This window comes from Maribacter polysiphoniae, from assembly GCF_003148665.1.
Classification (GTDB): domain Bacteria; phylum Bacteroidota; class Bacteroidia; order Flavobacteriales; family Flavobacteriaceae; genus Maribacter_A; species Maribacter_A polysiphoniae.
In genome coordinates this window covers 177,174-201,905 of record NZ_QGGQ01000009.1, presented here as the reverse complement: position 1 = coordinate 201,905, position 24,732 = coordinate 177,174, and the positions used below count along the sequence as shown (strand labels likewise).

Here is a 24,732-nt window from a genome sequence, read left to right as displayed (position 1 = left end):
TAGGATGATTTCTCTCCCAAAGAAGGAATTGCTAAAGTTTTATTTAAATAATCAAGTAACATGTCAGTCTTAGAAAAAATCAGCTCTAAAGCGGCTATTGCCTTGGAAGAAAAGTACGGGGCACATAATTACCATCCATTACCTGTTGTTTTAAGTGAGGGAAAGGGAGTGTATGTTTGGGATGTTGAAGGAAATAGATACTATGATTTCCTATCAGCCTATTCCGCGGTAAACCAAGGGCATTGTCATCCTAAAATCGTTAAGGCATTACAATCGCAGGCAGAAAAATTGACCTTGACTTCAAGGGCTTTTTATAATGATATCCTCGGTAAATACGAAAAGTATGTTACGGAGTATTTTGGTTTTGACAAGGTGTTGCCGATGAATACCGGGGCCGAAGCGGTCGAGACAGCTATTAAATTGGCCCGTAAATGGGGGTACGAGAAAAAAGGAATACCCGCTAACCAAGCTAAGATCATAGTTTGTGAGAACAACTTTCACGGGAGAACGGTGACCATTATTTCGGCATCCAACGATCCAGTGGCCACAGAGAATTTTGGGCCTTTTACACCTGGGATCGTTTCTATCCCTTATAATGATATCGAAGCTTTGGAAGAAGTCTTGCAAGATGAAAATGTAGCCGCTTTCTTGGTGGAACCTATTCAAGGGGAAGCTGGCGTCTTTGTTCCTGATGGGAATTACCTTAGTGAGGCTTTACAATTATGTAAATCGAAAAACGTATTGTTCATTGCGGATGAAGTACAGACAGGAATTGCAAGAACGGGTCGACTTTTGGCCACCTGTGGTAATTGTTCATGTCCCGATAAATCATGTAGTGGTACTCCAGAGGTTAAACCCGACGTACTTATTTTAGGGAAGGCCATTTCAGGGGGTGTTTTTCCGGTATCCGCTGTATTCGCCAATAATGATATTATGGAGGTGATTGGCCCTGGAAACCACGGATCCACTTTCGGTGGTAATCCATTGGCTTGCGCTGTGGCTATTGCGGCTTTGGAAGTTGTAAAGGAAGAAAAGCTTGCTGAAAATGCCTATGAATTGGGAGTACTTTTCAGAAATGAAATGGAAAAATTGATCGAGCAGACCGATTTGGTTTTGAAGGTACGGGGTAAAGGCCTTTTAAATGCTATTGTAATCAACGATACCGAGGATAGTTCTACAGCTTGGGACCTTTGTATGGCCCTTAAAGAGAACGGACTATTGGCCAAACCTACCCATGGCAATATCATACGGTTTGCCCCGCCATTGGTGATGACCAAAGAGCAGTTGTTGGATTGTGTTTCTATAATCTCAAAAACAATAAAAGAGTTTAGAAAATAAAAAAATCCCCTGAACAACTTGTTCAGGGGATTTTTTATTCCACGTTGAAGCCTATAGTGCCCAATCGGATCCAGATGCGGATCCAGCGATTATTGCGGCAATAACCCCAAAATAGAGGATGGTGAAAACCAATAATATCGCCGCTAGGGCAATACCTATGTAAGATAGTATCCTACCGGTTTTTACATTCTCAATCCCAGAAAACCTGTCAGGTTCTGCATTATACATGCGCTCGGCCTTTTTCGCCTTTGAAAGGCCAATAATTCCGAAAATGCCCCCAAAGGGACCACAGCATAATATAGTAAGTACAATTGATAATATACCAAAAGTCAAAGCATTGCCCGAGTCTGGTAAGGTTTCTCTATTCATATTCATTGTTTAATGGGTTGTAGGTTTACTGCCATTGTTCGCTCATTTCCTGAACTTTTTCCATGTATCCTTCCCATCCACCCATTTGGGAGATTTGGAAAAAGGTATATGCAAAATATAAAACACCTATGGCCAAGGCTACAATAGCAAGTATTTTTGCTGTTTTAAGTTGACTGTAATTGGAGTAGTCCTCTGGACTTGCCTTATATTTTTTTTCATCTTTAAGGGCTAACATAAAAGCAATCCCCCCAAATAAGATACCTGGTATCCCAGCAAAGCAGCAGCAGAGATAGCCAATAATTGAAAGTACTATGATTATTGTAACATTGGGTAATTTTTGTTGTTCCATAATTTAAAGGGTTTGGTTATAAAAATTTTAAGATATAGTTGCCGAGAATCAATATGACGCTTGACACCATTAAGGTAATAATGATCTTGTTGGAATATTTAATCGTAAAAAAACTATCAACCAATAAAAAACCCAATAAGGGGATAATGGTAAATATGGCAGGGTACATGGTAAAGGCATCGATAAAATCACCTTTGAGTAAGAAAGAAATAGCACGTTGGGCCCCGCAACCTGGGCATTCGATGCCGAATAATTTCTTATTGAGACAAGGAAGCATGTAATCATCCAAAGAAATCATGAAATAAGGCAATTGCATTTTTACTTTAAATTTATTTCTTAGGGCAAAATAACCATTATTTTTGGGGTACAAAACAAAATTATGCGGCTTTTTAAAGAAGGTGATAGGGTAGAGGTCCTTGACGAAATGTTAAGTGGGGTGGTCGTATCCGTTTCCGGAAAGGAAATCACCATTGAAACCGATGATGGCTTCGTAATGCAATTCACCGAAAATGAATTGGTTAAGAGACCCAATACCGATGATATCAGGGTTACCAACTATGAGGTGGCCAAAGTCAAGGCTGAGAAGGAAATTGGCAAAAAACGAAAAACTACAATATTAAAACCTAAAGAACGCAATGCCCCGAAAATGGAGGTTGATCTACACATCAACCAATTGGTGAAGTCATCCAAAGGTATGAGTAACCATGAAATGTTGAATTTACAAATGGAAACAGCCAAGCGACAATTGGAGTTTGCGATGAAAAAACGCATACAGAAAGTGGTTTTCATCCATGGGGTGGGCGAAGGTATCTTAAAGGAAGAGCTTAATTTTCTCTTTGGAAGGTACGAAAATGTAAAATATTACGATGCCGATTACCAGAAATACGGCCTTGGGGCTACCGAGGTATACATATATATGAACACTTGATTACAATCAATTGGCAGTGGTAGTGATTACCCCAAATTCGCTGATCTGCAGGTCGGTGATCCTTTGATCGGTGGAAGTGATAAAGGTAATCCCGCTTAATTCCAAAGTATGTTCGTAAGTATCTGTTGATCCCTCTGCCAAGGTAGTGGTGATTAAAACCTCACCATCCTCTGCTTCAATCTCTTCTACAACCGTAGGTGTGGCGGTTGGTATGTCATCACAAAAATAATCACTGTCAACATCATCCGAGAATATTCTGTAGGTTAATTGCGATTTGCCGGGAATGGCACTGCTGAAGGTTTCGGAAACCTCATTTTTGAGAACTCCGGATTCCAATTCAAGAATCAAGGCTTCATCATCGCTTATTTTAAAGAAAATAGTACTCGATGTTGTCACGGTCGATTCACAAGTGCTGATGTCAACACTGTCGAAATCTATGGTCTCTATTTGCAAATCACCATCATCACAGGATAGGGATAAGGTCAAAATGCATAAAACGAATAGGTTCTTCATGCTTCAAATTTAAAGGAAATAAACAATAAGTTTATCTTCTTTGGGATAGATTTTACATTTTATTCGGTTATTTTTGACCCGCTTTTACTATAGCACTTACCCATGAAAAATGTTTATCTAGACAATGCGGCCACTACCCAGATCAGGAAGGGGGTCATCGAAAGAATGCAAAAAGCGTTGACAGATTATTACGGTAATCCTTCATCTACCTATAGTTATGGGCGAACGTCGAAAACCGCTATTGAAAGTGCGCGGAAAATCATTGCCAAAACATTGAAGGCACATCCTTCGGAGATAATTTTTACTTCGGGTGGTACAGAGGCCGATAATATGATTCTTAAAAGTGCTGTGCGTGATTTGGGCGTTAAAACGATCATTACCTCAAGAATAGAACACCATGCCGTTTTGCATACCGCCCAGGATTTGGCCAAGGAATATAATATCGCCTTGAAATTTGTTGATTTGGATGAAAATGGTACGCCACAACTTCCACATCTAGAACAATTGTTGCATGAAGATAACACCAAAAAACTGGTGACTCTAATGCACGTAAACAATGAGATCGGTAATTTATTGCCGATTGGGGAGGTTGCTGAAATGTGTAAGGCCAATTCTACCTTGTTCCATTCCGATACGGTACAGTCCATTGGTCATTATGCATTGGATGTGACGAAGGTACCCATCGATTTTATGGCGGCCTCTGCCCATAAGTTCCATGGGCCAAAAGGTGTGGGTTTTGCCTTTGTGCGAAAAAATTCGGGACTTAAGCCTTTGATTTCGGGAGGTGGACAGGAGCGGGGACTTAGGGCAGGTACCGAATCGGTACATAATATTGTTGGACTTGAGGAGGCGTTTCAACTGGCCTATGAACATTTGGACAAGGAACGGGCTTATATCGAGGGGCTTAAAAAATATTTCATGGCTAGGTTAACGGAAGTTATCCCTGATGTTGTATTCAATGGACTTTCGGGTTCACTGGACGAAAGTACCTATACGCTTGTAAATGTTGGATTGCCCATAAGCGACGATAAAACAAAAATGCTTTTGTTTAATTTGGATATGAAGGGCATCGCATGTTCAAAAGGTAGCGCATGTCAATCAGGAAGTGATGCGGGATCCCATGTATTGAATCAATTGCAAAAAGGGGAAGGGTCTAAAAGAACCTCATTGAGATTCTCATTTTCAACATACAATACCACCGAGGAATTGGATTATACGATAACGGTATTAAAGCAACTTATTGGGGCTTAACCTTTGTTCTTGTTTTTGCCTTTTTTCTTTTCACGATCATAAGGGAATTTTCGTGTGGCCAATTTCATCATCCTGTCAATAAGGTCGTAGGTATTCTTGCCAGTTTTTTTATTTATTTTTTTCTCATATTTCCAAAGCAACTTGCCGGTATTGCCGTCACTTATCTTAATGCCTATTCGGCCATAATTGGAATCCCCAAGAAAATAATCCATAAAACTGGATTCTGTGGGCACGCCGTTTGAAAGTAGGATGTTAAGGTCCATATTACCACTGATAATACCATCTACCCCTAAGATTTCGCTCAGTTGCTTTACCGTATAAACATCAATATCTTCATAGGTGATATTGTTTTGGGCCAAAATGGCGTTGGTGTTTTTGGTATTCTGGAATTCCACTGAAAACTTCTTTTTGCTTTTTCGTTTGGAAAAATAGGTTTCCAAGGCATTTTGAACGGCATATCCCTCTTTCTCCTTTAAGTGTTCCAAATCACTTTTAGACATATCATGTTTCAAATCCAAATTGGTTAAGAAGGGGATGATGGCCAAAATTTTATGGTCTTGACTCAGACGGTCAAAATTTTTATGTTCATAAATATTTTTTTGGGCACTTACCATAAAACTACCCAAAAGGAGCATTGACACTAATAACTTTTTCATCACATATATTTTTTTCGGGGACAATTACGATCACAACCGAATTTTGAGTCGTAGGTTCAATACACGACTTGTCATATAATTGGGAACCGCAAATTCATTTTTGCTTTCAACATCCCTGATCCACGTATTGGTAATGGAGTTTTGGTTATTGAAAAGATTGAAAATCTCAAAACCAACACTCAACTCCTTGAAATGATGCAACCAGTGGTTCTTTGGATATTTTTTTTCCGCGTCTACAAAAATATGGGAAATTCCCAAATCAGCACGCTTATAATCCCTTAATCTATTCTGAAAGACATAAGGATCCGCATAACTGGGGGATCCCCCTGGTACTCCCGTGTTATACACTAAATTAAGGTACATCTTTAAATTGGGAATGTTAGGAACGTAATCCTGAAAAAGGATGCCCAATTTAAGGCGTTGATCCGTGGGCCTTGGAATATACCCTTGATTCGCTATATTTTCCTTGGTAGTCATATAACCCACGCTCACCCAGGATTCGGTTCCGGGCACAAAAGCCCCGTTCAATCTCATTTCGGCACCGTACACATAGGCTTCAGCATTATTGTTGGCCGCATATCGTATGCGAACGTCGTTCAAGGTGTACGGATTCACATGGTCCAAGGTTTTGTAATACGCTTCGCTTATCAGTTTAAAAGGGCGTTCCCAGAGCAGAAAACTGTATTCATGGCCCAATACATAATGTATTGATTTCTGTGCTTTGACCTTGGGTCTCACCGTTCCGGAAGCATCCCTTAATTCCCTATAGAAGGGGGGTTGATGATAAACCCCGATGGCAGTCCTAAAAAGCATGTCTTTCCCCCATCTTGGTTTAATGGCAAATTGGGCCCTGGGACTAAAAACCGTTTGGGAGACCTTGTCAATATCTTTGCCGCTGACCCGCCAATAATGGGCCCTTGCCCCGATATTGAAATAGATATCCCCGATCTGCAATGATTTGCTTTCACTGAATTGGGAATAGGCGGAAAACCTATTGGTCTTCACAAAATTTCTCGCAGAGACACCTTCATAGGCAACTAAGGGATCTTCGAATGGAACTTCAGGTTGGTTGTTCCCGTATTCGGGCAGTGGTGGGCGAACGGAGAACCCCGCGGAATCCAAAAAAACGGATTCCCGTAATTGGTCCCGAATATCTTCATGGGTGTATTTTATTCCCCATTGTAAATTTCTTTTTCCTATCGAGGCACTACCCCGTTGTTCCAAATTAAAGATCAGGGCATCCAATTCATTCCTGGCCCTTGTGAATTGCCCACCAACACCTCTGATAGTAGTGGGTTCACCCACGGTTGGACTCCCCAAATCGGAATTCACCTCTCCAAGGGCATAGCGCGCGTTTACATCGGAATATTCCCGCTCAGTCGTATGATAAAGTGAGGCTATCAATTTCAGGGTCACCGTTTCGTTCAGGAAATAATTGGCCTTAACGGCACCTAGGGCGGTAGCATATCTGTTATTCTCACTGCCGCTATAATTTATGATAAGTGCCTTGGGGGCAGAAAGGGTTCCGAAATTCGTCTGCCTATCCAAAGGCTCGTTTTGATAATCATTGATCGAAAGGTTACCAAAAAAGTTAACGTGTAGCTTGTTCGAAAGTCTATAGGTAAGATAACCTTGAATGTCGGCGAATGTCGGGTTGAAATTGGAATTTGTCTGTTGGCTGTTGACGAAGAGGCTATTGTTTCGGTATCTTATTCCGGTCACACTGGAAAGCTTTTTGTTCTGGGAAACTGTTTCCATGGCCAAGTTGGCCCCTAAAAGACTTACATCCATTTGGGTGCCAAATCCGGTCGGGTTTTTATAGGTGATGTCCAATACCGAGGAAAGCTTATCTCCGTATTTGGCTTGAAATCCCCCTGGGGAAAACGCCACTTTACGGATAAGGTCGTTATTCACAATACTCAATCCTTCTTGTTGGGCGGCACGGATCAAAAAAGGCCGGTATACTTCTATTTCGTTGATATAGACTAGATTTTCATCATAATTTCCCCCACGTACTGAATATTGTGTACTGAGTTCATTGTTCGAGGAAACACTGGGTAATAGTTTCAATATATTTTCAACTCCAGCATTGGCCCCAGGAATTTGTCGAGCCATTTCCGGGGAAATACTCTTGATTCCTTGAACCTTCCTTTCTTCTGCAGAAACGGTAACCCCATCAATCTGGGTGATTTCTGTAAACATCACCGGGTAGAATTCAAAGGTTTCATTGCTGTTTAGGATCAATCGTTCCAAAACAATGTTTCTATGTCCTAAATGGGAAAAGGTGATTCGGTTTTCTTTTTCAGCAATAATGGGCAAAATATAAAACCCAGTGTCATCAGTTGTGGTACCACCTATGGTCGAAGTGATATTTACCTGGGATATAGGGTTGTTGTTTTCATCGAATACGATACCCGTAAGGGTTGCTGTTTGTGCCCTAATGTTTGTATACAGACATAGGAAAAAGATGAGTAAAACTATTTTAGGGCACTTCAAAGTATTTATTTTCTATAAAAGGTGACCTCGTATGTATTTGTATTCCCTATATTATCCGTTACGTTGACTTTAAGGATACATTGTTTTTTATCCAATATCCGATCATCAAAATTATAGGTAATGGTATTCTTTTTTGGTTCGTATTCCATTAAGATCCACTCGCCGTTCAGGGTGGCGGAGTAGGTGTCAATACCGCTTAAGTCGTCAGCAATAGTTAGGCTTAGATAGTGATAGTTGGTCAACCATTGTTTATGCTTAAAATTCTTAGTGCGTATTGTGGGGGGTACGGTGTCCCTTGCCAAGGTGTACGTGCCTAAATTACGGGTTCTTGTTGTAAATGTATTGCCCCGTTTATAGGTGGATGTGTAACTGGGTTTAGAATTTTTGTCCAATCGTGCGATAAAGAGTTGTTTGCGCTCTGCCTCGGAATATTTTGAAACATCAAACGTTAAGGTGAAATTCCTATGGGCCGGTACCCGATTGTTGTGCACCATTACCGTGTCGCTCCCTTTTCTTAAATCGATATAGAAATCTTCATAGAAGGTATTGGCGGGGAAATAGACCTTTGCTATTCCCAAATCAAAATTGTTGGGTCGTTTGGCAACGATATAGTTATCGGTTTTTGGTGTTTCCTCCTCAATTTTGAGCGGCTGGTTTTTTCCCTCGACAGGAATCACCAATTTGGTCAAATTGCCTTCCAAATCATAGATCAATAGTTCCACCGTGTATGAAAGCCCTTCCTTAACCACGATTTTTCCATCGTTCACCAATTTATTGTAGATGCTCAAATGGTTTCCGGGGGATTTAAAACATTTTTGTATCCGCTGTCTGTATTTGCCAAAATGGGCGTAATCGATCAAGGTGTTGATGTAGCGCGTTTCTGAGAAGGAAAAGGATTCAAAATCATAATCGCTATAAACTTGGCCGTTGACCACCTGTCGCACTGAATACACCCCGTTCTTATTGGCCGCCAGATCTTGGCGGTCAAAACCGACGAAGCCAAAACCTATGGTGCCCAATGCGGTTACCTTATCGGCTAGAAAGGAACCATCCTTTTGCCGGGTAAAATTGATCTGTGATTTTGTGTTACTTTGGTTTAATTGGGCATTTTCGGATAGGGGATAACCATAAAGTCCAACCACAGTGGGGTTGGTGGCATCCCTAACTTCATAACCGTATAATAGGGGATTTGTTGGTTTTTCAGATATGCTACTTCTAATCTCGAAGTGCAAATGGGGTCCTGATGAACCTCCCGTATTGCCACTATAGGCTATAATTTCACCTTTTTCGAGTTTTATTTCCCCGTACTCGGGGAAAACTTCCACCTCATAGGATTTCTTCGCGTATTGTATTTTTTTAATGTACTCCTCGATCTTGGGGGAGAATTTCTGTAAATGGCCATAGACCGAAGTATACCCGTTTGGGTGCGCTACATACAATACTTTTCCATATCCCCATAAGGAGACCTTTATACGGGTAATGGTGCCATTGCCTATGGCATATACGGGGAGTCCTTCCCTTTGTTGTGTCTTGATATCGATTCCGGAATGAAAATGATTCGATCGCAATTCACCAAAAGTACCTGCCAAGATCAAGGGAATGTCCAAGGGAGATCTAAAGGCTTCTTTTGGATAAGTGGTTACTTGGGCCGATACACCCATGGATAAAATCAATAGAAAAATAAGAAATGTTCTGCCCATAGTATTCTTTAGTAGCTATTATGTAAACCCAAATACCTTTCTTTTATTTTAAGAAAGTATAAGAGGTCAACGCAAATAAGCGATAAAATTAAACAGATGAATATAATTAACCGCCTAGAACCGTAAAAAATCTGCATCTAATTATGATTGTTTTATGCTTTAGAGGACTTAATATCAGTATTTAATGTTATACCCAAAGAATATTTTGAAAAACTATTGCCCAGTCTTTATATCTATGTTAACTTTGTGTAATACGCATTGAGTATTGTATATGAGTGAATTGGTGAAAATTGTTGATTCCCTGGAAAACAAAATCAGTAAGTTGTTACATCATTTGGAGATGTTGCAGCAGATGAACAAAACGTTGGAAAAGGAATTGGTTTCAATCAGAAACCAAAAAGATTTAACCGAAAAATCCGTGTCCGAATGGGAACAGAAATATAATTCGCTTAAACTTGCAAATTCGATGCTTGGCAGTAATACAAATAAAACAGAAGCTAAGCTTAAAATAAATACATTGATTAGGGAATTGGACCATTGTATAGCCCAACTTTCCGAATAAGTTTTAAATTAGATGTCAGAAAGGCTCAAAATTAAACTTTCCATAGCAGATAGGGTTTACCCTTTGACTATCGACCCTAGCCAAGAGGAAGGGTTGAGGAAGGCAGCAAAGAATATTGAGCAATTGGCTAAAAAATTTGAACAGAACTATGCCGTTAGGGACAAACAAGACGTGCTCGCCATGTGCGCACTGCAATTTGCCTCTAAAATTGAACAACGCGGTATAGATCAATCAGAAGGAAACCAAGAGGCCACTGAACGGTTAAAGGCATTAAACGAATTGGTGAACTCAAAGCTTGGTATAAAATAAGTTCTTTTAAATAACATTAAGTTACTGCCCACATTGGTATTATCTTTTGACAAACTCAACATTAATTTGTTTAAAAAGGGTGAGTTTAGATTGTAAAAGCAGGCCTTACCCGTATAAGGATCCTTGATCAGTCTGTTAGCCCTAAACCTGTTTTCTGGAGTTTGTACAAAACTTCCCCAATGTGGGTTTTTTTTATATTAAAATTTGAAACTATGGACAGTACCACACTTATATTAGTCGGATTAGCGGGTCTTATTATCGGATTCGTTGTCGCGAAGATCTTAGAAAAAGGAAAAGCTTCAAAGACCGTCGCCAATGCAAAAAAGGAGGCCAGCACAATCCTTAAGGAAGCAAATATTGAAGGGGAGAACGTAAAGAAAGACAAAATTTTCCAGGCCAAGGAAAAGTTCTTGGAACTAAAGGCCGAGCACGAGAAAGTGATTATCAATAAGGATAAGAAAATCGCCGAGGCAGAAAAACGGACAAGGGACAAGGAATCCCAAGTAAGCAATGAGCTGGCGAAGAGCAAAAAACTCAATGAGCAACTTGACCGTAAGATCAAGGATGTCTTGCATAAAGAGGAGTTCTTCGAAAAGAAACAAGCTGAATTGGAGAAACTGCATAACAATCAGGTGCAACAATTGGAAGTTATTTCCGGACTGTCTGCCGAGGAGGCTAAAAGCCAGTTAATGGAGTCCTTGAAAGAGACCGCCAAAACCGATGCCATGGTTTACTTGCAGACTACGCTGGAAGAGGCTAAGCTAACGGCACAACAGGAGGCAAGAAAAATAGTCATTAATACCATTCAAAGAATCGGAACCGAGGAAGCGGTAGAAAATTGTGTTTCTGTTTTTAACTTGGAATCCGATGATGTTAAAGGACGGATCATTGGCCGTGAGGGTAGGAATATCCGAGCCATTGAGGCAGCAACTGGGGTAGAGATCATTGTCGATGATACACCGGAAGCCATTATTCTTTCTTGTTTTGATTCCGTTCGAAGGGAAATAGCGCGATTGTCGTTGCACAAATTGGTGACAGATGGAAGAATCCATCCGGCACGTATTGAGGAAATCGTACGTAAGACCGAAAAACAAATTGAGCAAGAAATCGTAGAAATAGGTAAACGAACCGTTATCGATTTGGGTATCCATGGATTACATCCCGAATTGATCAAAGCGGTTGGTAGAATGAAATACCGTTCTTCATATGGCCAAAACCTTCTGCAACACTCCAGGGAGGTTGCAAAACTTTGTGGGGTAATGGCGGCAGAATTAGGATTGAATCCTAAATTGGCGAAACGGGCCGGACTTCTTCACGATATAGGTAAGGTTCCGAATACCGAGGCTGAGGTAGAAACACCACATGCTATATTAGGTATGCAATGGGCAGAGAAGTATGGTGAAAAACCAGACGTATGCAATGCCATTGGAGCCCACCACGATGAAATTGAGATGAAGACATTGATTTCTCCCATCATTCAGGTTTGTGATGCCATTAGTGGTGCGAGACCGGGTGCGAGACGCCAAGTATTGGATTCGTATATTCAACGTCTTAAAGACTTGGAAGAAATTGCCTTTGCATTCAACGGCGTTCAAAAAGCCTATGCGATACAAGCCGGTAGGGAACTTCGGGTAATTGTCGAAAGTGAGAAGGTGAGCGATGATAAGGCGGCACAATTGTCCTTTGAAATATCCCAAAAGATACAGACCGATATGACTTATCCCGGTCAAGTAAAGGTTACAGTGATTCGGGAAACCCGATCCGTAAACGTCGCGAAATAACGTAATGAAGTACATATAGAATTAAAAAGGGGCCTTAAAGCCCCTTTTTTTGTTTGGTATGCGGAAGTACAATTGGGATAAAGAATGATCGATGTTATTTTTTTATAGGGCAGATTGACTTAAATTTGTGGGTATTTTAAAGTCTTGTGATGAACCTTAAGGAAGAAATCGAAAAACTCAAGAAAGAAAAGAATGCGGTTATATTGGCGCATTATTACCAATATCCTGAAATTCAGGATATCGCTGATTATGTGGGTGATAGCCTAGGTTTGTCGCAGAAAGCGGCTGAAACCGATGCAGATGTCATCGTATTTGCCGGTGTCCATTTTATGGCAGAAACCGCAAAAATCCTGAATCCCGAAAAGAAGGTACTACTGCCCGACCTCAATGCAGGGTGTTCCTTGGCAGACTCTTGTCCGCCCGAGCAGTTTGGGGAATTCATCAAGGCACATCCGGGACATACCGTTATCACCTATGTGAATTGCTCTGCGGAAGTCAAGGCCTTGACCGATATCGTATGCACTTCCTCAAATGCCTTGAAGATCGTGGAATCATTGCCTAAGGATCAACCCATTATTTTCGCGCCGGACAAAAATTTAGGTAAATATATACAGAAAGAGACAGGTAGGGATATGGTCCTTTGGGATGGTAGCTGCGTAGTACACGAGGCTTTCAGTTTGGATAAATTGTTGGAGATATTCAAAAAACATCCAGATGCATTGATCATTGCCCATCCAGAATCCGAAGATCATATTTTAAAAACGGCCAACTATATTGGTTCAACGGCAGGAATGATAAATTTCGTCAAAGAGCATCCCAAGAACAAATTCATTGTTGCCACAGAGGTTGGTATCTTACATAAAATGAAACAGGAGGTTCCTGAGGCAGAATTGATTCCGGCACCCACACAAGAGGACAATACCTGCGCCTGTAGTGAATGTGCCTATATGAAAGTAAATACCCTTCAAAAACTTCACGATTGTTTGCTTAACGAAACACCAGAGGTAAGTGTCCCAAAAGAAACAATGGAGAAAGCATTGATACCTATTCAACGAATGTTGGACCTTTCCTAAGATTATGGTTAAAACAAATTATTTAGTTATTGGCTCCGGGGTTGCCGGCCTTACCTTCGCGGTTAAAATGGCCGAAAAACACCCAGAAAGGAATATCATCATTGTTACTAAGGGCGATGAGGATGAATCGAACACCAAGTACGCCCAGGGTGGGATTGCCGTGGTATTGGATATGGAAGAGGATTCCTTTCAAAAACATATTCACGACACCTTGGTTGCGGGTGATGGACTTTGCGATAAGGATGTGGTGGAAATGGTCGTTAAGGAAGGACCAAAACGACTTAAGGAACTGATTGCATGGGAAGCCAATTTTGACTTGAATTCGGAAGGTGATTTTGATTTGGGCAAGGAAGGTGGACATTCAGAATATCGGGTTGTACATCATAAGGATGTTACGGGTTACGAAGTTGAACGGGCCCTTTTACAACGCGTACATCAATTACCGAATATTGAACTTTTGGCGCACCATTTCGCCATTAATCTAATTACCGATCACCAGTTGGAAAGACAAAGTGCCAATGGTATTTCTTGTTATGGGGCTTATGTGTTGAACCAAAAAAACGGGGAAATACTTACGATAAAGGCAGACCATACCTTATTGGCCTCTGGAGGTATTGGCCGGGTGTATGGGCATACGACCAATCCTATCATTGCAACAGGTGACGGTATTGCCATGGCCTATAGGGCAAAAGCCTTGATAAAGGATATGGAATTCATTCAATTTCACCCTACGGCATTATATAACCCGGAAGGAGGGTCTTATTTTTTGATTTCTGAGGCTGTTCGGGGATTTGGGGCTTACCTGCGTAATAAGGCCGGATATCGGTTTATGCCTGATTATGATGATAGGGCAGAGTTGGCTTCAAGGGATATTGTTTCCCAATGTATCGATAATGAATTGAAGAAAAGTGGGGATACACACGTTTTTCTTGATTGTACCCATCTAGACATGGTCGCATTCAAAAAGCATTTCCCCAATATCTATGATAAATGTCTGGAATACCATATTGATGTCGAGAAGGATTGGATTCCGGTCGTTCCGGCTTCCCATTACCTGTGTGGCGGAATTGTAGTTGATAAACAAGGAAAGACATCCATAGATAATTTATTCGCTTGTGGGGAATGTTCAAGAACCGGATTGCATGGGGCCAATAGATTGGCATCCAATTCGCTTTTGGAAGCCTTGGTCTATGCCCATAACATTTTTAAATATCTAAGTGTGGATACCTTGGATTCAAGACCCTTGAATATTCCCGATTGGAATGATGAGGGAACGAGCATACCCAAGGAGCATGTTTTGATCCAACACAATTTGAAGGAATTGCAGGCATTAATGCGTAACTATGTCGGAATTGTACGTAGCAATAAAAGATTGCATAAGGCCATTGCCCGTTTGGATTTGATATATCGGGAAGTAGAGGAATTGTATAAGGAATCCAAAATCACCACAACGCTTTGTGAACTAAGGAATATGGTTAACGTTGCCCATGTGATCATCAGTCAATCCCTCGAACAAAAAGAAAATAGGGGCGGGTATTTCAATAAGGATTATCAGAAAGAAGGGAAATGATATGCTCATTCCTTTGGAATATGCACGATGATTTGTTCAATCGTACCCTCCCGTTTAAAAACCTTGCGACTTAAATCCTTATCCAAATACAGGTCATTGTAATTTTTCGAAGTCCCATCCTTAAATAAAACGACCAATCCTTTCTTGTCCATACGTTTATATACAATTGGTATTTGGCAATAGCTAAAGCACAATGAATTGGCTGTTAAGGATATTTCCTTGGGTTCGCCATCAACGGTAACATACCTGAAAACCTCGTCGGTGTTTAGAAATTCTTCTTTTCGCAATAGTTTTGGATTAAACTGTAGCTTCCCTTTTACAACAAAAACACCCAGTTCACCAAACCTACTTAAAATATCCTCTTTGACCTGTCCAGTCATTCCAGGTTGTTGGGCACCTTTGCCTGCAGGGGTGTGGGAGTAGGGGTCTGTGGGGAATGCCCCGTACAATTCCGGGGATTTGTGTACTCCGATACCTTCGAAAATTTCTTGATAGTGCGCTTTCAATCGAAGAATGACATTATCGCTTTCATTGGTATTGATGGCGGTAAGACAATTTTCCTGGACCGCCAACAACAGCTTGGAAACCATATGCCAATATATAGAACCTAAACCTTCGTAGCCAAAAAATGTTCCAGATCTTCCTGTGAACGATTTATGGTCAAAGACATTCTCAAAAGCCTCTAAAAGCAAATCCGTATCCTTTTCCACAAGCGATCCATAGGCGTCAATCGTTAACTGGGACAAGGCTTTTTCAAGACTATTGGCATTATTGAAATTACCATTGAAATGATAGTGCCCCAAGATATCCTTTTCAATGATTTGGGTGTTGCCGTCCTTTAAAAGCTGCTGTGCAAGTTGTGATTTGGCAATAAAATCCTTGGGGATGTTGTTTTTGTCCTTAAATCGTTTTAATTCCTTATTGGGGTAGAGTATGTAACTGTTCTGGTCTGCCCGGTATAAAGCACTCTGCTTTAACGCATCCAATAGTTCCAAGGCCGCTTTTGGACTTAGTTTACCTGAACTTAAAACGGCAACCTGCCCTTCGAGCATTTCATTCAAATAGGAAATTGAGATTTCGCTGTCATCCACAACCGTCATTAAATTATATGAATGGTATAATTTATCCACTCTTTGATTCGCATCAATCGTATGGTCGAAGAATTTTTCCGCAATCGCCAAGAAAGATGCTAATTCAGTTTTGGAAACCATCTCTTTTTGGTTCGAAAAACCTTTAGCATAAATCGAAGATCTATAGGTGCTACCTGCATTGCCCAAACCATCCAGAACAAGTTTTCTGTCCCTATCGGTAATTTTACCATCTAGAATATGCTTGTGGGTTTCCAGGGTTGTGACCACTTGGTCAAAAAACAATTTGAGTTCTTTGGAGATTGGGGCGCCTTCTGGCAAGGCCTCAATCAGCTTTCCGAAGAATTTGACGAAACGCCTTAGATAATAGAGCGTGACCATTGACACGCCATTTCCGACAAGGGCATTATTGGCATCATTCCATTCGGGGCGTTGTGTATTTAACCAAATTCCGCCTTCGGGAATGAAATTCGACACTTTGGACAGGACAGTGGCCAGTAGTTTTTCAATCAGATTCACATGATAAATACCTTCATCATCGATAGTCAGTAAGGCGCCATCGGCACCCAACTTGTTTTTTCTTTCTGCCAATTCGAAATCCAAAGGGGCATCGAACCCAATAGTGTCTTTGGGATTCTTGAGCGTATCGGGATAGCTCTTTATTTTATAAGGAACATTGGCGTAAACGAATAATTCCTGATTAAAATAACTCGCAAGTTTATTCGGGTTGTGGTTTTCTATAAATTCCAAAAACTTTAGAAGGTAAATGATCTGATGATCGCCCCAGTACCCTATAAAGGACCAAGGGTCGTTTTCTTCTATGACCTCCCAATCAAATCCGTCTTTTGTTACACGATAGGGGTTGTACCCTTCAAAGGTGGTGGCGTTAAGGAATTTATGGATCATATGCTCCATAAACTCAGGATAGGAGTGGGCCAATGCCTCCCAATTTTGAAAAATATCCCTCCAATTACCTTGGTAATCCAGGATCTTGGAGCCGTCCAATTCACTTTTGGTGTTGATTGAAAATTTGTTCCAAGGGCGACTCGGGTCACCATGTCTTCTACTGAATTTTAGGGGTAGGTACTCAAAACAAAGTCTTTTAAAGTCGCTATCATCACTTTGTGCTGCCATTTCCTTTACGGTGGATAAAGAAAAAATACCTGGTAAATCATCAAGTAATTCTTTCTGTTCTTTAGCTACCTGCCTGTTGGCTTTTTCAATGTATGGGATAAAATCCGACTTTTCAATTTGGTAATTATGGTCAAAAATCCCACCACGCATAATATTGAAAAGGGTATTGGCAAAATGCCTTGTGTTGATCAATCTGTCCGCTGTGAGTTGCAAACCATCGGCAGCTATGGTAAGATCAATCAATTGCCTTGTTCCATTGCTGATATCCTTTTCAATGGATTCAATAAGATCTCCTTCTTTAAGAATCCTTTCCGATAATAGGTTTATCGCGGAAATGGTTTGGTTTACATCGGCAATGATCATCCAACTTTTTTCCGATTTTGAATTCAGGGAGATGTCTGATTTAATGAAATAGGCTCCTTTCTCTGCCCGGATATTGATTTCGGATGTTATGTTTTTTCCGCGTCTAAAGGCTTCCAGTTGTTTGGAGGATAGTAAATAGGTGTCAACATCGATTCCGAGGGACCAAGCGATGTTCGATTTTAACGCTTCACTAGGTTCGGCCTTATCAACGATTATAGCACTCAAGGCGTATATACCCAAACCCGTATCGGTTTCCAGTTCACTTTTCTTATAGGCATCGACCAAATTGCTACGTGTGTTTTGCATGTCCTCGGGGACGCCGTATGGCATGATATTCTGAATGCCATCCAGTACGGAAACTTCAACCTTATGGTCTGTTTGGTTAATGATTCTCGATTTTTTTACAAAACCGAATTCGTTGCTCGAGTTCCATTGGTATTGAAAAGTAAGACCAAGGTCATTATTGGTTTCCTCAAAAATCACCTTGTTGCCATAACTGTTTTTGTAGAGGTTTCGAGTGATATCATAAATGTTGGAATATCTCTCGGAGAAGGGCTCCCAGAGAAAGGTCTTCCCCTTTGATTTTACGAGAAGGATGGTCTTGCTACCTGTTGATTCTGCAAACTCAGTAATCTTATCATCGGTATAGTAAGGGAAAAGTGCATAATCGCTGTTCTTACGACCAGCGGTCAACCCCCCATTGCTCGATAAAAACATCCAATGGTTGGAATCGCTAACGATACTCATGAAAAAAGGTCTCATAGCATTGCTATTCGATATTTTATAAAAGCTTTCATTATCGATTTGGACGAATTCACCTTTTACGTTCAATTCCTTTATAGCGGATATGCTGTTGCCAATGTATAAATGATCGATGGTCATGGTATGGGTTGCGTTTTGATTTGATAAAAGGGGAAACCCCGATAGAAGGTGTTATTCTTTACTGTGGTTTCCCTATTCAAAAGATTGTGTTTGTTAGTCTACCATAAAAGGGATATTGGCGGTAGCCGAATGGTTTTGCCCATCATTGGCATAAATAAATAGCCTATAATGTCCTTTTTCCGGAGCTTTGAAGGAAAGTTTTCCTGGGCTATTTTTGATACTATCCAAAGTGACGGCCTTAGGACGTTCTTCATAATCGCCTCCGTCTTTGAGGTCGGTGCTCTCTGGTAAAATCTCCCATTTATAGGTAATCGCGTCATTTTCGAAATCCTTGATCTCGACCTTGGCATTGGCGACCTCATTTGCTTTTAGAACAACGCTTTCCAAGGCGGTTTTGCCATTTAGGGTATAGGACACTATTTGCGGGGTTCTGTTGTCTGGCCAAGTGCCATTCCAGATATAATGCATTACGTCAACAGATTCGGTTTCCTTTCCATCCTCAAGAAAAATACCATACCAAGTAGGGGTACGTTCTTGTTTGTTGCCCCATAAGAACACATAAGATCCGATGCATTGTAGGGAATCGGCTTCGATGCCCCCTTTGTAACGTTTTAGGTAATTCGCTGCTTTTACCGTGCTGTTGTCCTCGATAGGGGCTCCCCATTTTGTTGTGGGTACTTCCCAATGACCGGTGGCTCCCCATTCCGTTACCATATAAGGACCTGTCCAACCGAATTTCTTTACCAAATTCGGTAGATCGGGAAGATCACCATACATCTGAACCGAAAGGATATCAAGATCGGAACATTTCTCTTTTATCAAAGTGACTTCCTTTTGGGAAATACCGGCCAAACTTGTGGTGGTCAAATGGTTGGGATCCACTTCATGGATCATTTTGGAAATGTCGTTCACGGCATCCCATACTTTCGGATTGGTGTAATGGAGATTCAATTCATTACCTATACCCCAGATCATCAGTGCAGGATGGTCCTTTAATGCAAGTACTTGTTTTTTGATATCCTCAAACTGATTTTTCACAGCAATCGAATCATTGTAATCAAAACCATGTCGTTCCCTGGCAACTTCAATACCCATAGTGACCATGAGGCCATTCGTATGGGCTTCATCCAATACTTCCAAGGCCGGTCTTTTACCGTTCTCGGTACGCCATGTCCTGAAAGAATTTCCGTTGTGTTGGGCCAAGGATTCGATATTGCCAAATTCCAATCCTGCACCTTTAATATAGAATTCCTTGTTATTGACCAGTAATCTGTATTTACCGTCCTTGTTCTGTATTTCTACTTTTGCGGGACCATTTGGTTTTTCGGACTCGCTTTTTGCTTGCTTGTTGGCCGTATTCTCTTTGCAGGAGAAAAGCACCAAAAAGGAGAATAGGATCAATATATGCTTCATTTTATGTTTATTTTCTAATTAATAATTCTTCTACTTCTTCTAGGGTTTTCCCTTTGGTTTCTATGACAAATTTGTACACAAAGAGGATGGCGCAGAACGATAAGAGCGCATAAATACCGAATGTGGCTGTGGGCCCTAGGGATGAAAGTTCCCATGGAAATACCTGGGTGACCGAAAAACTGACCAATGAATTGAAAAAGCCAACAACGGATATGGCAATGCCCTTTATTTTATTCGGGAATATCTCAGAAAGCAATGTCCACATAACAGGGCCAAGTGAAATAGCGAATGAGGCCACATAAAGGAGAATGGCAATTAATACCAAGGTCGCATTGATTTGGATAAAATTGGTAATCTGGTTTCGCTTGAAGTCCAAGAACTGTTCTTGTTTTAATTTAGGTTCGATTTCCGCGAAAAGTGCAGCCTGACTGTCAAAGGATTTTCCTTCCAAATCAATCAATGCATTTTTTATCTCGGGATCCCCGATTTTAGACAATGTGGTTTCATTAAAATCGTAAGTGGCATTATTGAAGGCCATAGCTGCCATTAAAAGCGCGATGGTCATAAATGTTGTTCCTATCAACAATAAGGGTTTTCTCCCTAGCCTGTCAATCAACCATATCGCCACCAACGTAAAAACCAAATTGGTAAGTCCGACTACAATAGCCTGCAGAAAGGATGAATCGGTACTGCCACCTGCTTGTTCAAAGATGGTTGGCGCATAATAAAATACGGCATTGATTCCGGTTATTTGTTGAAAGAACGCAATACCCAAGGCAATGATCATTATGGTTGCATACTTACTTTTGAAAATATCCGAAAGCTTGCCTTTTTCCTCTTTTTTGTCAATGCCCCGTTGAATTTCGGCAATGGTTACTTCGGCATAGGCATCACCACCGATTTTTTGTAATGTTTTTTGCGCCAATTCCACTTTGTTCAATTTTAGGATCAACCATCTTGGACTACGGGGTACGGTCCATAATGCAAGAAAGTAAATAAGTGCGGGAATGGCTTCGACCCCTAACATCCATTTCCAACTTTCCCCTTCCAGATTCACCAAAAAATAATTGGAGAAATAGGCCACTGATATCCCAATTACAATATTCAATTGATTGAAGGATACCAAACTGCCCCTTAATTTGGGTGGGGCAATTTCAGCAATATAAATCGGGGCGATCAAAATGGCACCTCCAATACCGATGCCACCGATGATCCGGGCAATAATGAATTCGGTATAGCCAGTGGCCATGGCCGACCATGTTGCCGAGATGGTAAAAAGAGCGGCAACGACAATGAGTACTTTTTTTCTGCCGAATTTATCGGCCATAGGGCCTGCCACGATGTTTCCGGCCATTGCACCAAAAACCACACAGCCTACTGCAAAACCCAACATCAATTCGGTCATCTCAAAATAAACCGTTATTCCCTTTACAGCACCCGAGATAACGGCGCTGTCAAAACCCAATAAAAAACCCCCTAAGGCCACAATGAGACTTATAAGAATGGTATAAGTATTATTCATTTTTACAACGGTATCGGCTTTTTGCATGGTTATGGTATTTAGTGGTTAATTGATTCTGGTTACAATCTCTTTTCTTCTCTAATTTAAGTCTTTTATTCGGATAATAGGATGGTCTGAATGCCATGGGCTGGAAGGTCGATATCTGCCTTGTTTTCAGCGATGGTTATACTATATTGCAATGTCTTATCACTCTGATTCATGGTAATTATGGCAATGCTGCCGTCCTCATTGATGAATGCGGTGGACAGTAAGCTGTTTGAGGAGGAAACACTACTGATTCTTTTTGCGCCGGGCCGGATGAACTTGGAGAAATGACCAATATAGTAATAGGAATTCGTGAACATAAGTTCACCGGTTTTCGTATTCCCGTGAACAGGTGCGAAACATAGATTGCCCACATGGTTTGGTCCCCCGGTTTCATCCAGTAGGATGTTCCAATCGGTCCATGCCACTGTGCCATTGTTGAAATCATTGATCATAGACCTTCCGTAGCGTTCGGCAAGCCTAGGTTCATCTATTTGGTCAATGTCATAGCCTTCGTTACACCCTTCAGTGAATATTAGATTTTTATCGGGATACGCCTCATGTACCCTTTGAACATGATCAAACATGGGTATACCGTCTTTCCAATCCTCATACCAATGAAAACCGGTACCCCATACATATTTTGCAGCATCAGGATCGTCCAAGATAATACTTGCCCTTTGAAAGAGTAAATCCCTATTGTGGTCCCAAACAATAACATTTTTATTTGACATACCTGCTTTTTCCAAAGTTGGTCCCAGGTGATTCTTGAGAAAATCGCGTTCTTCTTCAGCGGTGTATATACATGATTCCCATCGCTGTACGGCCATGGGCTCATTTTGGATGGTCAACCCCCAGATAGGAATACCTTCCGCCTCGTATGCCTCGATGAACTTCACATAATAATTGGCCCAAGATTGATAAAATTCCGGTTTCAGTTTACCGCCCTGCAACATGTTGTTATTGGTTTTCATAAATGCGGGTGGACTCCATGGACTTGCATACATGGTTAATTTACCCCCTGTAGCGGCGATAGCCTTTTTAGTAAAAGGCAAGCGATATTTACGATCGTGGGCTATATTGAACGTTTTTAGTTCGGCATCACCTTCATCAACATAGGTATAGCTACCCGATGAAAAGTCACAGCTATGGATAATGGTACGGCCTAAGGAATAGCCGATGCCTTTGTCCTTATCGAAATAGGCTTCCAGGAATTTTTCTTGGTTATCTTTCGAAAGTTTATAAAAAGTCTCGGCAGCGGCATCGGTCAAGGCTGCGCCTATGCCCACTAGTGATTGAAATTGTTTGTTCGGATTTACATAAATATCTATTTCAGTTTCTAGGGGCTGTTCGGTGTCACCGAATGATACCGTCCCTGTTTTGGTAAGTTTTAAATCGGTCTTATGGGCGGTGGTATAGATATTACCTTTCATTGTATGGACCGAAATCCCATTTATTTCGATGGAAGGTTTCCCGGTGGAGCTTTCCTCGATTTTTTTATTTTTGGGTGTACAGTTTGTCAATAACAGTGGCAATAGGAAGAATGCCGTTACGCTGAATAAAAAACCACTTCTGTTTAAACTTCTCATTGTATTGATGGTTGGAATTTATTGCTGTAAAATCATATCTATGGAATTCCAGTGGATGACGTTACGGATTCCCATGTTTTTATTCCGTTTGATTGGGTATGGATTATGAAACGGTTTAAGATAAAAAAGGTTAGGTATTACGCTAACCTTTTTTAAAACTCAAACAAAACTCAATCTAACTATTATTGATAAACCCTAACGTAATCAACCTCCATCGTTGCTTCTGTAAAAGAGGTATCTATAGCCCCTCCGAAGTTGCCACCCATGGCAACATTCATGATAATGAACTGATCGGCGTCAAATGGCCAAGTATCCCCATCTTTTGGGTCTGGGCTGTAGGTATAGAAAATTTCATCATCTACTAAGAATGAAATCTCATCTTCTGACCAGTTTACCGAATACACATGAAATTCGGAAGTAGCATCGCTTACTGTTGTTTCACCGGTATTTATAGTTGCACCAGAACTTGAGGTATTGTGAATGGAACCATGTACGGTACCTTCGTCGTTACCCACATGCTCCATAATATCTATCTCCCCACAAGCAGGCCAGCTTACTGTTTCAAAATTCGCTCCCAACATCCAAAGGGCAGGCCATGTTCCGCCCCCTGCTGGTAATTTTGCTCGAACATCGACCCTACCATGGGTAAACTCAAACAAGTCTTGGGTTTTCATTCTAGCAGAGGTATATTCAGACCCTTCGTAACTTTCCTTTTTGGCCGTAATCTTTAACGTACCTTCGGATATGGTTACGTTATCGGCTCTATTGGTGTAATATTGGGATTCATTATTGCCCCATCCATTGGAACCTATTCCAATATCATAGGTCCATTTGGCAGTATCCGGTGCCCCATCGGTATCGAACTCATCGGACCAAATTAAATTGGAATACGTGACATCAACGGTCGCTTCTTCGTCTGTAGGTTCCTCTTCGGAAGTCAATATACCAAACCAACCAAGGCCATCTGCGCCAATAGTTTTTATCGTCATTTCAGTATCCGTACGTTCAAGAATGGCGTAGCTATGATCGCCACCCACATAGAAGCCATGGAAACCATTGCCATCAAAATTCAAGGTTTCTTGACCCTCGGGAGCAGTCAACGACCAAGTGTCCGAAAATTCATCAACGGGATAATTTTCATATTCGCTATTTGAATTGGCTTCCCATGAAATTCCGTAATCCGCATCCAAAGCAGAGGCCTGACCGTAAATGGTTCCATTGGTAGTATACGTAACGGTACCATCGGACTTAAACGTAATTCTGTCGTCATATGCCCCGAGGCCAGATTTATCATAAGCTGGAGCAGCCCACCAGTCAGGTGAGGTACCGTCTGCGGGACCTACGCCGAAATGACCTACGGACTCAGCTTTAACCCTCCAAGTCTTTTCTCCGTCACCATAAAGCATTTCCAATAGATCATCGGGAGCGGAATAAAGGGCTAATACTTCCACTTCGATGGTTTCCGTAGTACTAACACCTGCTTTGCCGAAGGCTTGTACGGTAACATTGTAATTATTTATCCCTGTAGTTGAGAAGTTAATGGTCAATTCCCCCGTAGGTGCCATTTCTTCCTTGCCATTATAAATATATTTATAGGTAAGGGCGTCCGATGCCGATGCTGTAAAATTTACGGCACCAGAACCATCCCCATAAGGGTTTTCCGTATCCTGACCTACAATTACAGAATTGATGTCCAAATTCGATGGCGCGATAATGTCCCCGAATTCATACTCTTTTTCTTCGCACGAAACCAAGAGGGTCGTCAGTACCAAGAAGATGGTTTTAAATAATATTTTAGAATTTTTCATAAGTTCATTTAATT

The 24,732-nt window shown here is 41.1% G+C and carries 20 protein-coding genes and 1 other RNA gene; 9 read left to right on the top strand and 12 right to left on the bottom strand.

Features of this window, described 5'->3' with window-relative positions; genetic code table 11:
- The first annotated feature begins 60 nt into the window (after positions 1 to 60).
- Positions 61 to 1,338: an ornithine--oxo-acid transaminase gene (gene rocD / locus LX92_RS16945; RefSeq protein ID WP_109653186.1), complete on the top strand. Its 1,278-nt coding sequence runs from the start codon at positions 61 to 63 to the stop codon at positions 1,336 to 1,338.
- Between the two features lie 51 nt (positions 1,339 to 1,389).
- Here rocD and LX92_RS16940 read toward each other — a convergent pair whose 3' ends face one another.
- From LX92_RS16940 to LX92_RS16930, 3 genes are read right to left on the bottom strand one after another with little or no spacing between them, the layout of a single operon-like run.
- Complete coding sequence (locus tag LX92_RS16940) at positions 1,390 to 1,707, bottom strand: CCC motif membrane protein (RefSeq protein ID WP_109653238.1); 318 nt, start codon at positions 1,705 to 1,707, stop codon at positions 1,390 to 1,392.
- 25 nt (positions 1,708 to 1,732) lie between these two features.
- Positions 1,733 to 2,056: a CCC motif membrane protein gene (locus LX92_RS16935; protein WP_109653184.1), complete on the bottom strand. Its 324-nt coding sequence runs from the start codon at positions 2,054 to 2,056 to the stop codon at positions 1,733 to 1,735.
- A 16-nt stretch (positions 2,057 to 2,072) separates the two neighbouring features.
- Complete coding sequence (locus tag LX92_RS16930; RefSeq protein ID WP_109653235.1) at positions 2,073 to 2,372, bottom strand: DUF2752 domain-containing protein; 300 nt, start codon at positions 2,370 to 2,372, stop codon at positions 2,073 to 2,075.
- 63 nt (positions 2,373 to 2,435) lie between these two features.
- Here LX92_RS16930 and LX92_RS16925 point away from each other — a divergent pair, with 63 nt between their 5' ends.
- Positions 2,436 to 2,984 (top strand): Smr/MutS family protein, encoded by a 549-nt coding sequence (locus tag LX92_RS16925; protein WP_109653183.1) that lies wholly within the window; start codon positions 2,436 to 2,438, stop codon positions 2,982 to 2,984.
- A gap of 6 nt (positions 2,985 to 2,990) precedes the next feature.
- On the opposite strand, the gene LX92_RS16920 is transcribed toward LX92_RS16925, so the two are convergent.
- Positions 2,991 to 3,497, bottom strand: a complete 507-nt coding sequence (locus LX92_RS16920; protein ID WP_109653181.1) for a hypothetical protein — start codon at positions 3,495 to 3,497, stop codon at positions 2,991 to 2,993.
- 102 nt (positions 3,498 to 3,599) lie between these two features.
- On the opposite strand from LX92_RS16920, the gene LX92_RS16915 reads away from it, so the two are divergent.
- A complete protein-coding gene (locus LX92_RS16915) occupies positions 3,600 to 4,748 on the top strand; it encodes a cysteine desulfurase family protein (protein WP_109653179.1) in 1,149 nt (382 codons plus the stop codon).
- On the opposite strand, the gene LX92_RS16910 is transcribed toward LX92_RS16915, so the two are convergent.
- From LX92_RS16910 to LX92_RS16900, 3 genes are read right to left on the bottom strand one after another with little or no spacing between them, the layout of a single operon-like run.
- Entirely contained in the window at positions 4,745 to 5,404 is a 660-nt protein-coding gene (locus LX92_RS16910; protein WP_109653177.1) for a hypothetical protein, read from the bottom strand. The two genes, LX92_RS16915 and LX92_RS16910, sit on opposite strands and share 4 nt — an antisense overlap.
- Positions 5,405 to 5,434: 30 nt before the next feature.
- On the bottom strand, positions 5,435 to 7,900 hold the full coding sequence (locus LX92_RS16905) for a TonB-dependent receptor plug domain-containing protein (RefSeq protein ID WP_109653175.1): 2,466 nt from the start codon (positions 7,898 to 7,900) through the stop codon (positions 5,435 to 5,437).
- 5 nt (positions 7,901 to 7,905) lie between these two features.
- Positions 7,906 to 9,600, bottom strand: a complete 1,695-nt coding sequence (locus tag LX92_RS16900) for a M23 family metallopeptidase (RefSeq protein WP_109653172.1) — start codon at positions 9,598 to 9,600, stop codon at positions 7,906 to 7,908.
- A gap of 271 nt (positions 9,601 to 9,871) precedes the next feature.
- Here LX92_RS16900 and LX92_RS16895 point away from each other — a divergent pair, with 271 nt between their 5' ends.
- The 6 genes from LX92_RS16895 (at position 9,872) to nadB (ending at position 14,895) form a co-directional block, all read left to right on the top strand.
- A complete protein-coding gene (locus LX92_RS16895) occupies positions 9,872 to 10,162 on the top strand; it encodes a hypothetical protein (protein ID WP_109653170.1) in 291 nt (96 codons plus the stop codon).
- A gap of 12 nt (positions 10,163 to 10,174) precedes the next feature.
- Positions 10,175 to 10,471: a cell division protein ZapA gene (locus tag LX92_RS16890; protein WP_109653168.1), complete on the top strand. Its 297-nt coding sequence runs from the start codon at positions 10,175 to 10,177 to the stop codon at positions 10,469 to 10,471.
- Positions 10,472 to 10,524: 53 nt separating this feature from the next.
- Positions 10,525 to 10,634, top strand: a non-coding RNA gene (gene ssrS / locus LX92_RS16885) — 6S RNA.
- Positions 10,635 to 10,683: 49 nt separating this feature from the next.
- Positions 10,684 to 12,252 carry a ribonuclease Y gene (rny, locus tag LX92_RS16880; protein ID WP_109653233.1) on the top strand — a complete coding sequence of 523 codons (1,569 nt, stop codon included), beginning with the start codon at positions 10,684 to 10,686 and terminating at the stop codon, positions 12,250 to 12,252.
- A 149-nt stretch (positions 12,253 to 12,401) separates the two neighbouring features.
- A complete protein-coding gene (nadA, locus tag LX92_RS16875; RefSeq protein ID WP_109653166.1) occupies positions 12,402 to 13,325 on the top strand; it encodes a quinolinate synthase NadA in 924 nt (307 codons plus the stop codon).
- A 4-nt stretch (positions 13,326 to 13,329) separates the two neighbouring features.
- Positions 13,330 to 14,895, top strand: coding sequence for an L-aspartate oxidase (nadB, locus tag LX92_RS16870; RefSeq protein WP_109653164.1), 1,566 nt, complete (start codon positions 13,330 to 13,332; stop codon positions 14,893 to 14,895).
- Between the two features lie 5 nt (positions 14,896 to 14,900).
- Here the strand turns inward: nadB and LX92_RS16865 are convergent, their stop codons facing one another.
- The 5 genes from LX92_RS16865 to LX92_RS16845 all read right to left on the bottom strand — a co-directional run bounded on the left by LX92_RS16865 (position 14,901) and on the right by LX92_RS16845 (position 24,718).
- The gene (locus tag LX92_RS16865; protein ID WP_109653162.1) at positions 14,901 to 18,362 is read right to left on the bottom strand and encodes a hypothetical protein; all 3,462 of its coding nucleotides are present in this window, start codon (positions 18,360 to 18,362) and stop codon (positions 14,901 to 14,903) included.
- A 93-nt stretch (positions 18,363 to 18,455) separates the two neighbouring features.
- Positions 18,456 to 19,775 carry a glycoside hydrolase family 2 TIM barrel-domain containing protein gene (locus LX92_RS16860; RefSeq protein WP_109653160.1) on the bottom strand — a complete coding sequence of 440 codons (1,320 nt, stop codon included), beginning with the start codon at positions 19,773 to 19,775 and terminating at the stop codon, positions 18,456 to 18,458.
- A 7-nt stretch (positions 19,776 to 19,782) separates the two neighbouring features.
- The gene (locus LX92_RS16855) at positions 19,783 to 21,324 is read right to left on the bottom strand and encodes a sugar porter family MFS transporter (RefSeq protein WP_109653158.1); all 1,542 of its coding nucleotides are present in this window, start codon (positions 21,322 to 21,324) and stop codon (positions 19,783 to 19,785) included.
- 65 nt (positions 21,325 to 21,389) lie between these two features.
- A complete protein-coding gene (locus LX92_RS16850; RefSeq protein WP_109653156.1) occupies positions 21,390 to 22,910 on the bottom strand; it encodes a glycoside hydrolase family 30 protein in 1,521 nt (506 codons plus the stop codon).
- A 182-nt stretch (positions 22,911 to 23,092) separates the two neighbouring features.
- Positions 23,093 to 24,718 carry a glycoside hydrolase family 16 protein gene (locus LX92_RS16845; RefSeq protein WP_109653154.1) on the bottom strand — a complete coding sequence of 542 codons (1,626 nt, stop codon included), beginning with the start codon at positions 24,716 to 24,718 and terminating at the stop codon, positions 23,093 to 23,095.
- Between the last annotated feature and the right edge of the window lie 14 nt (positions 24,719 to 24,732).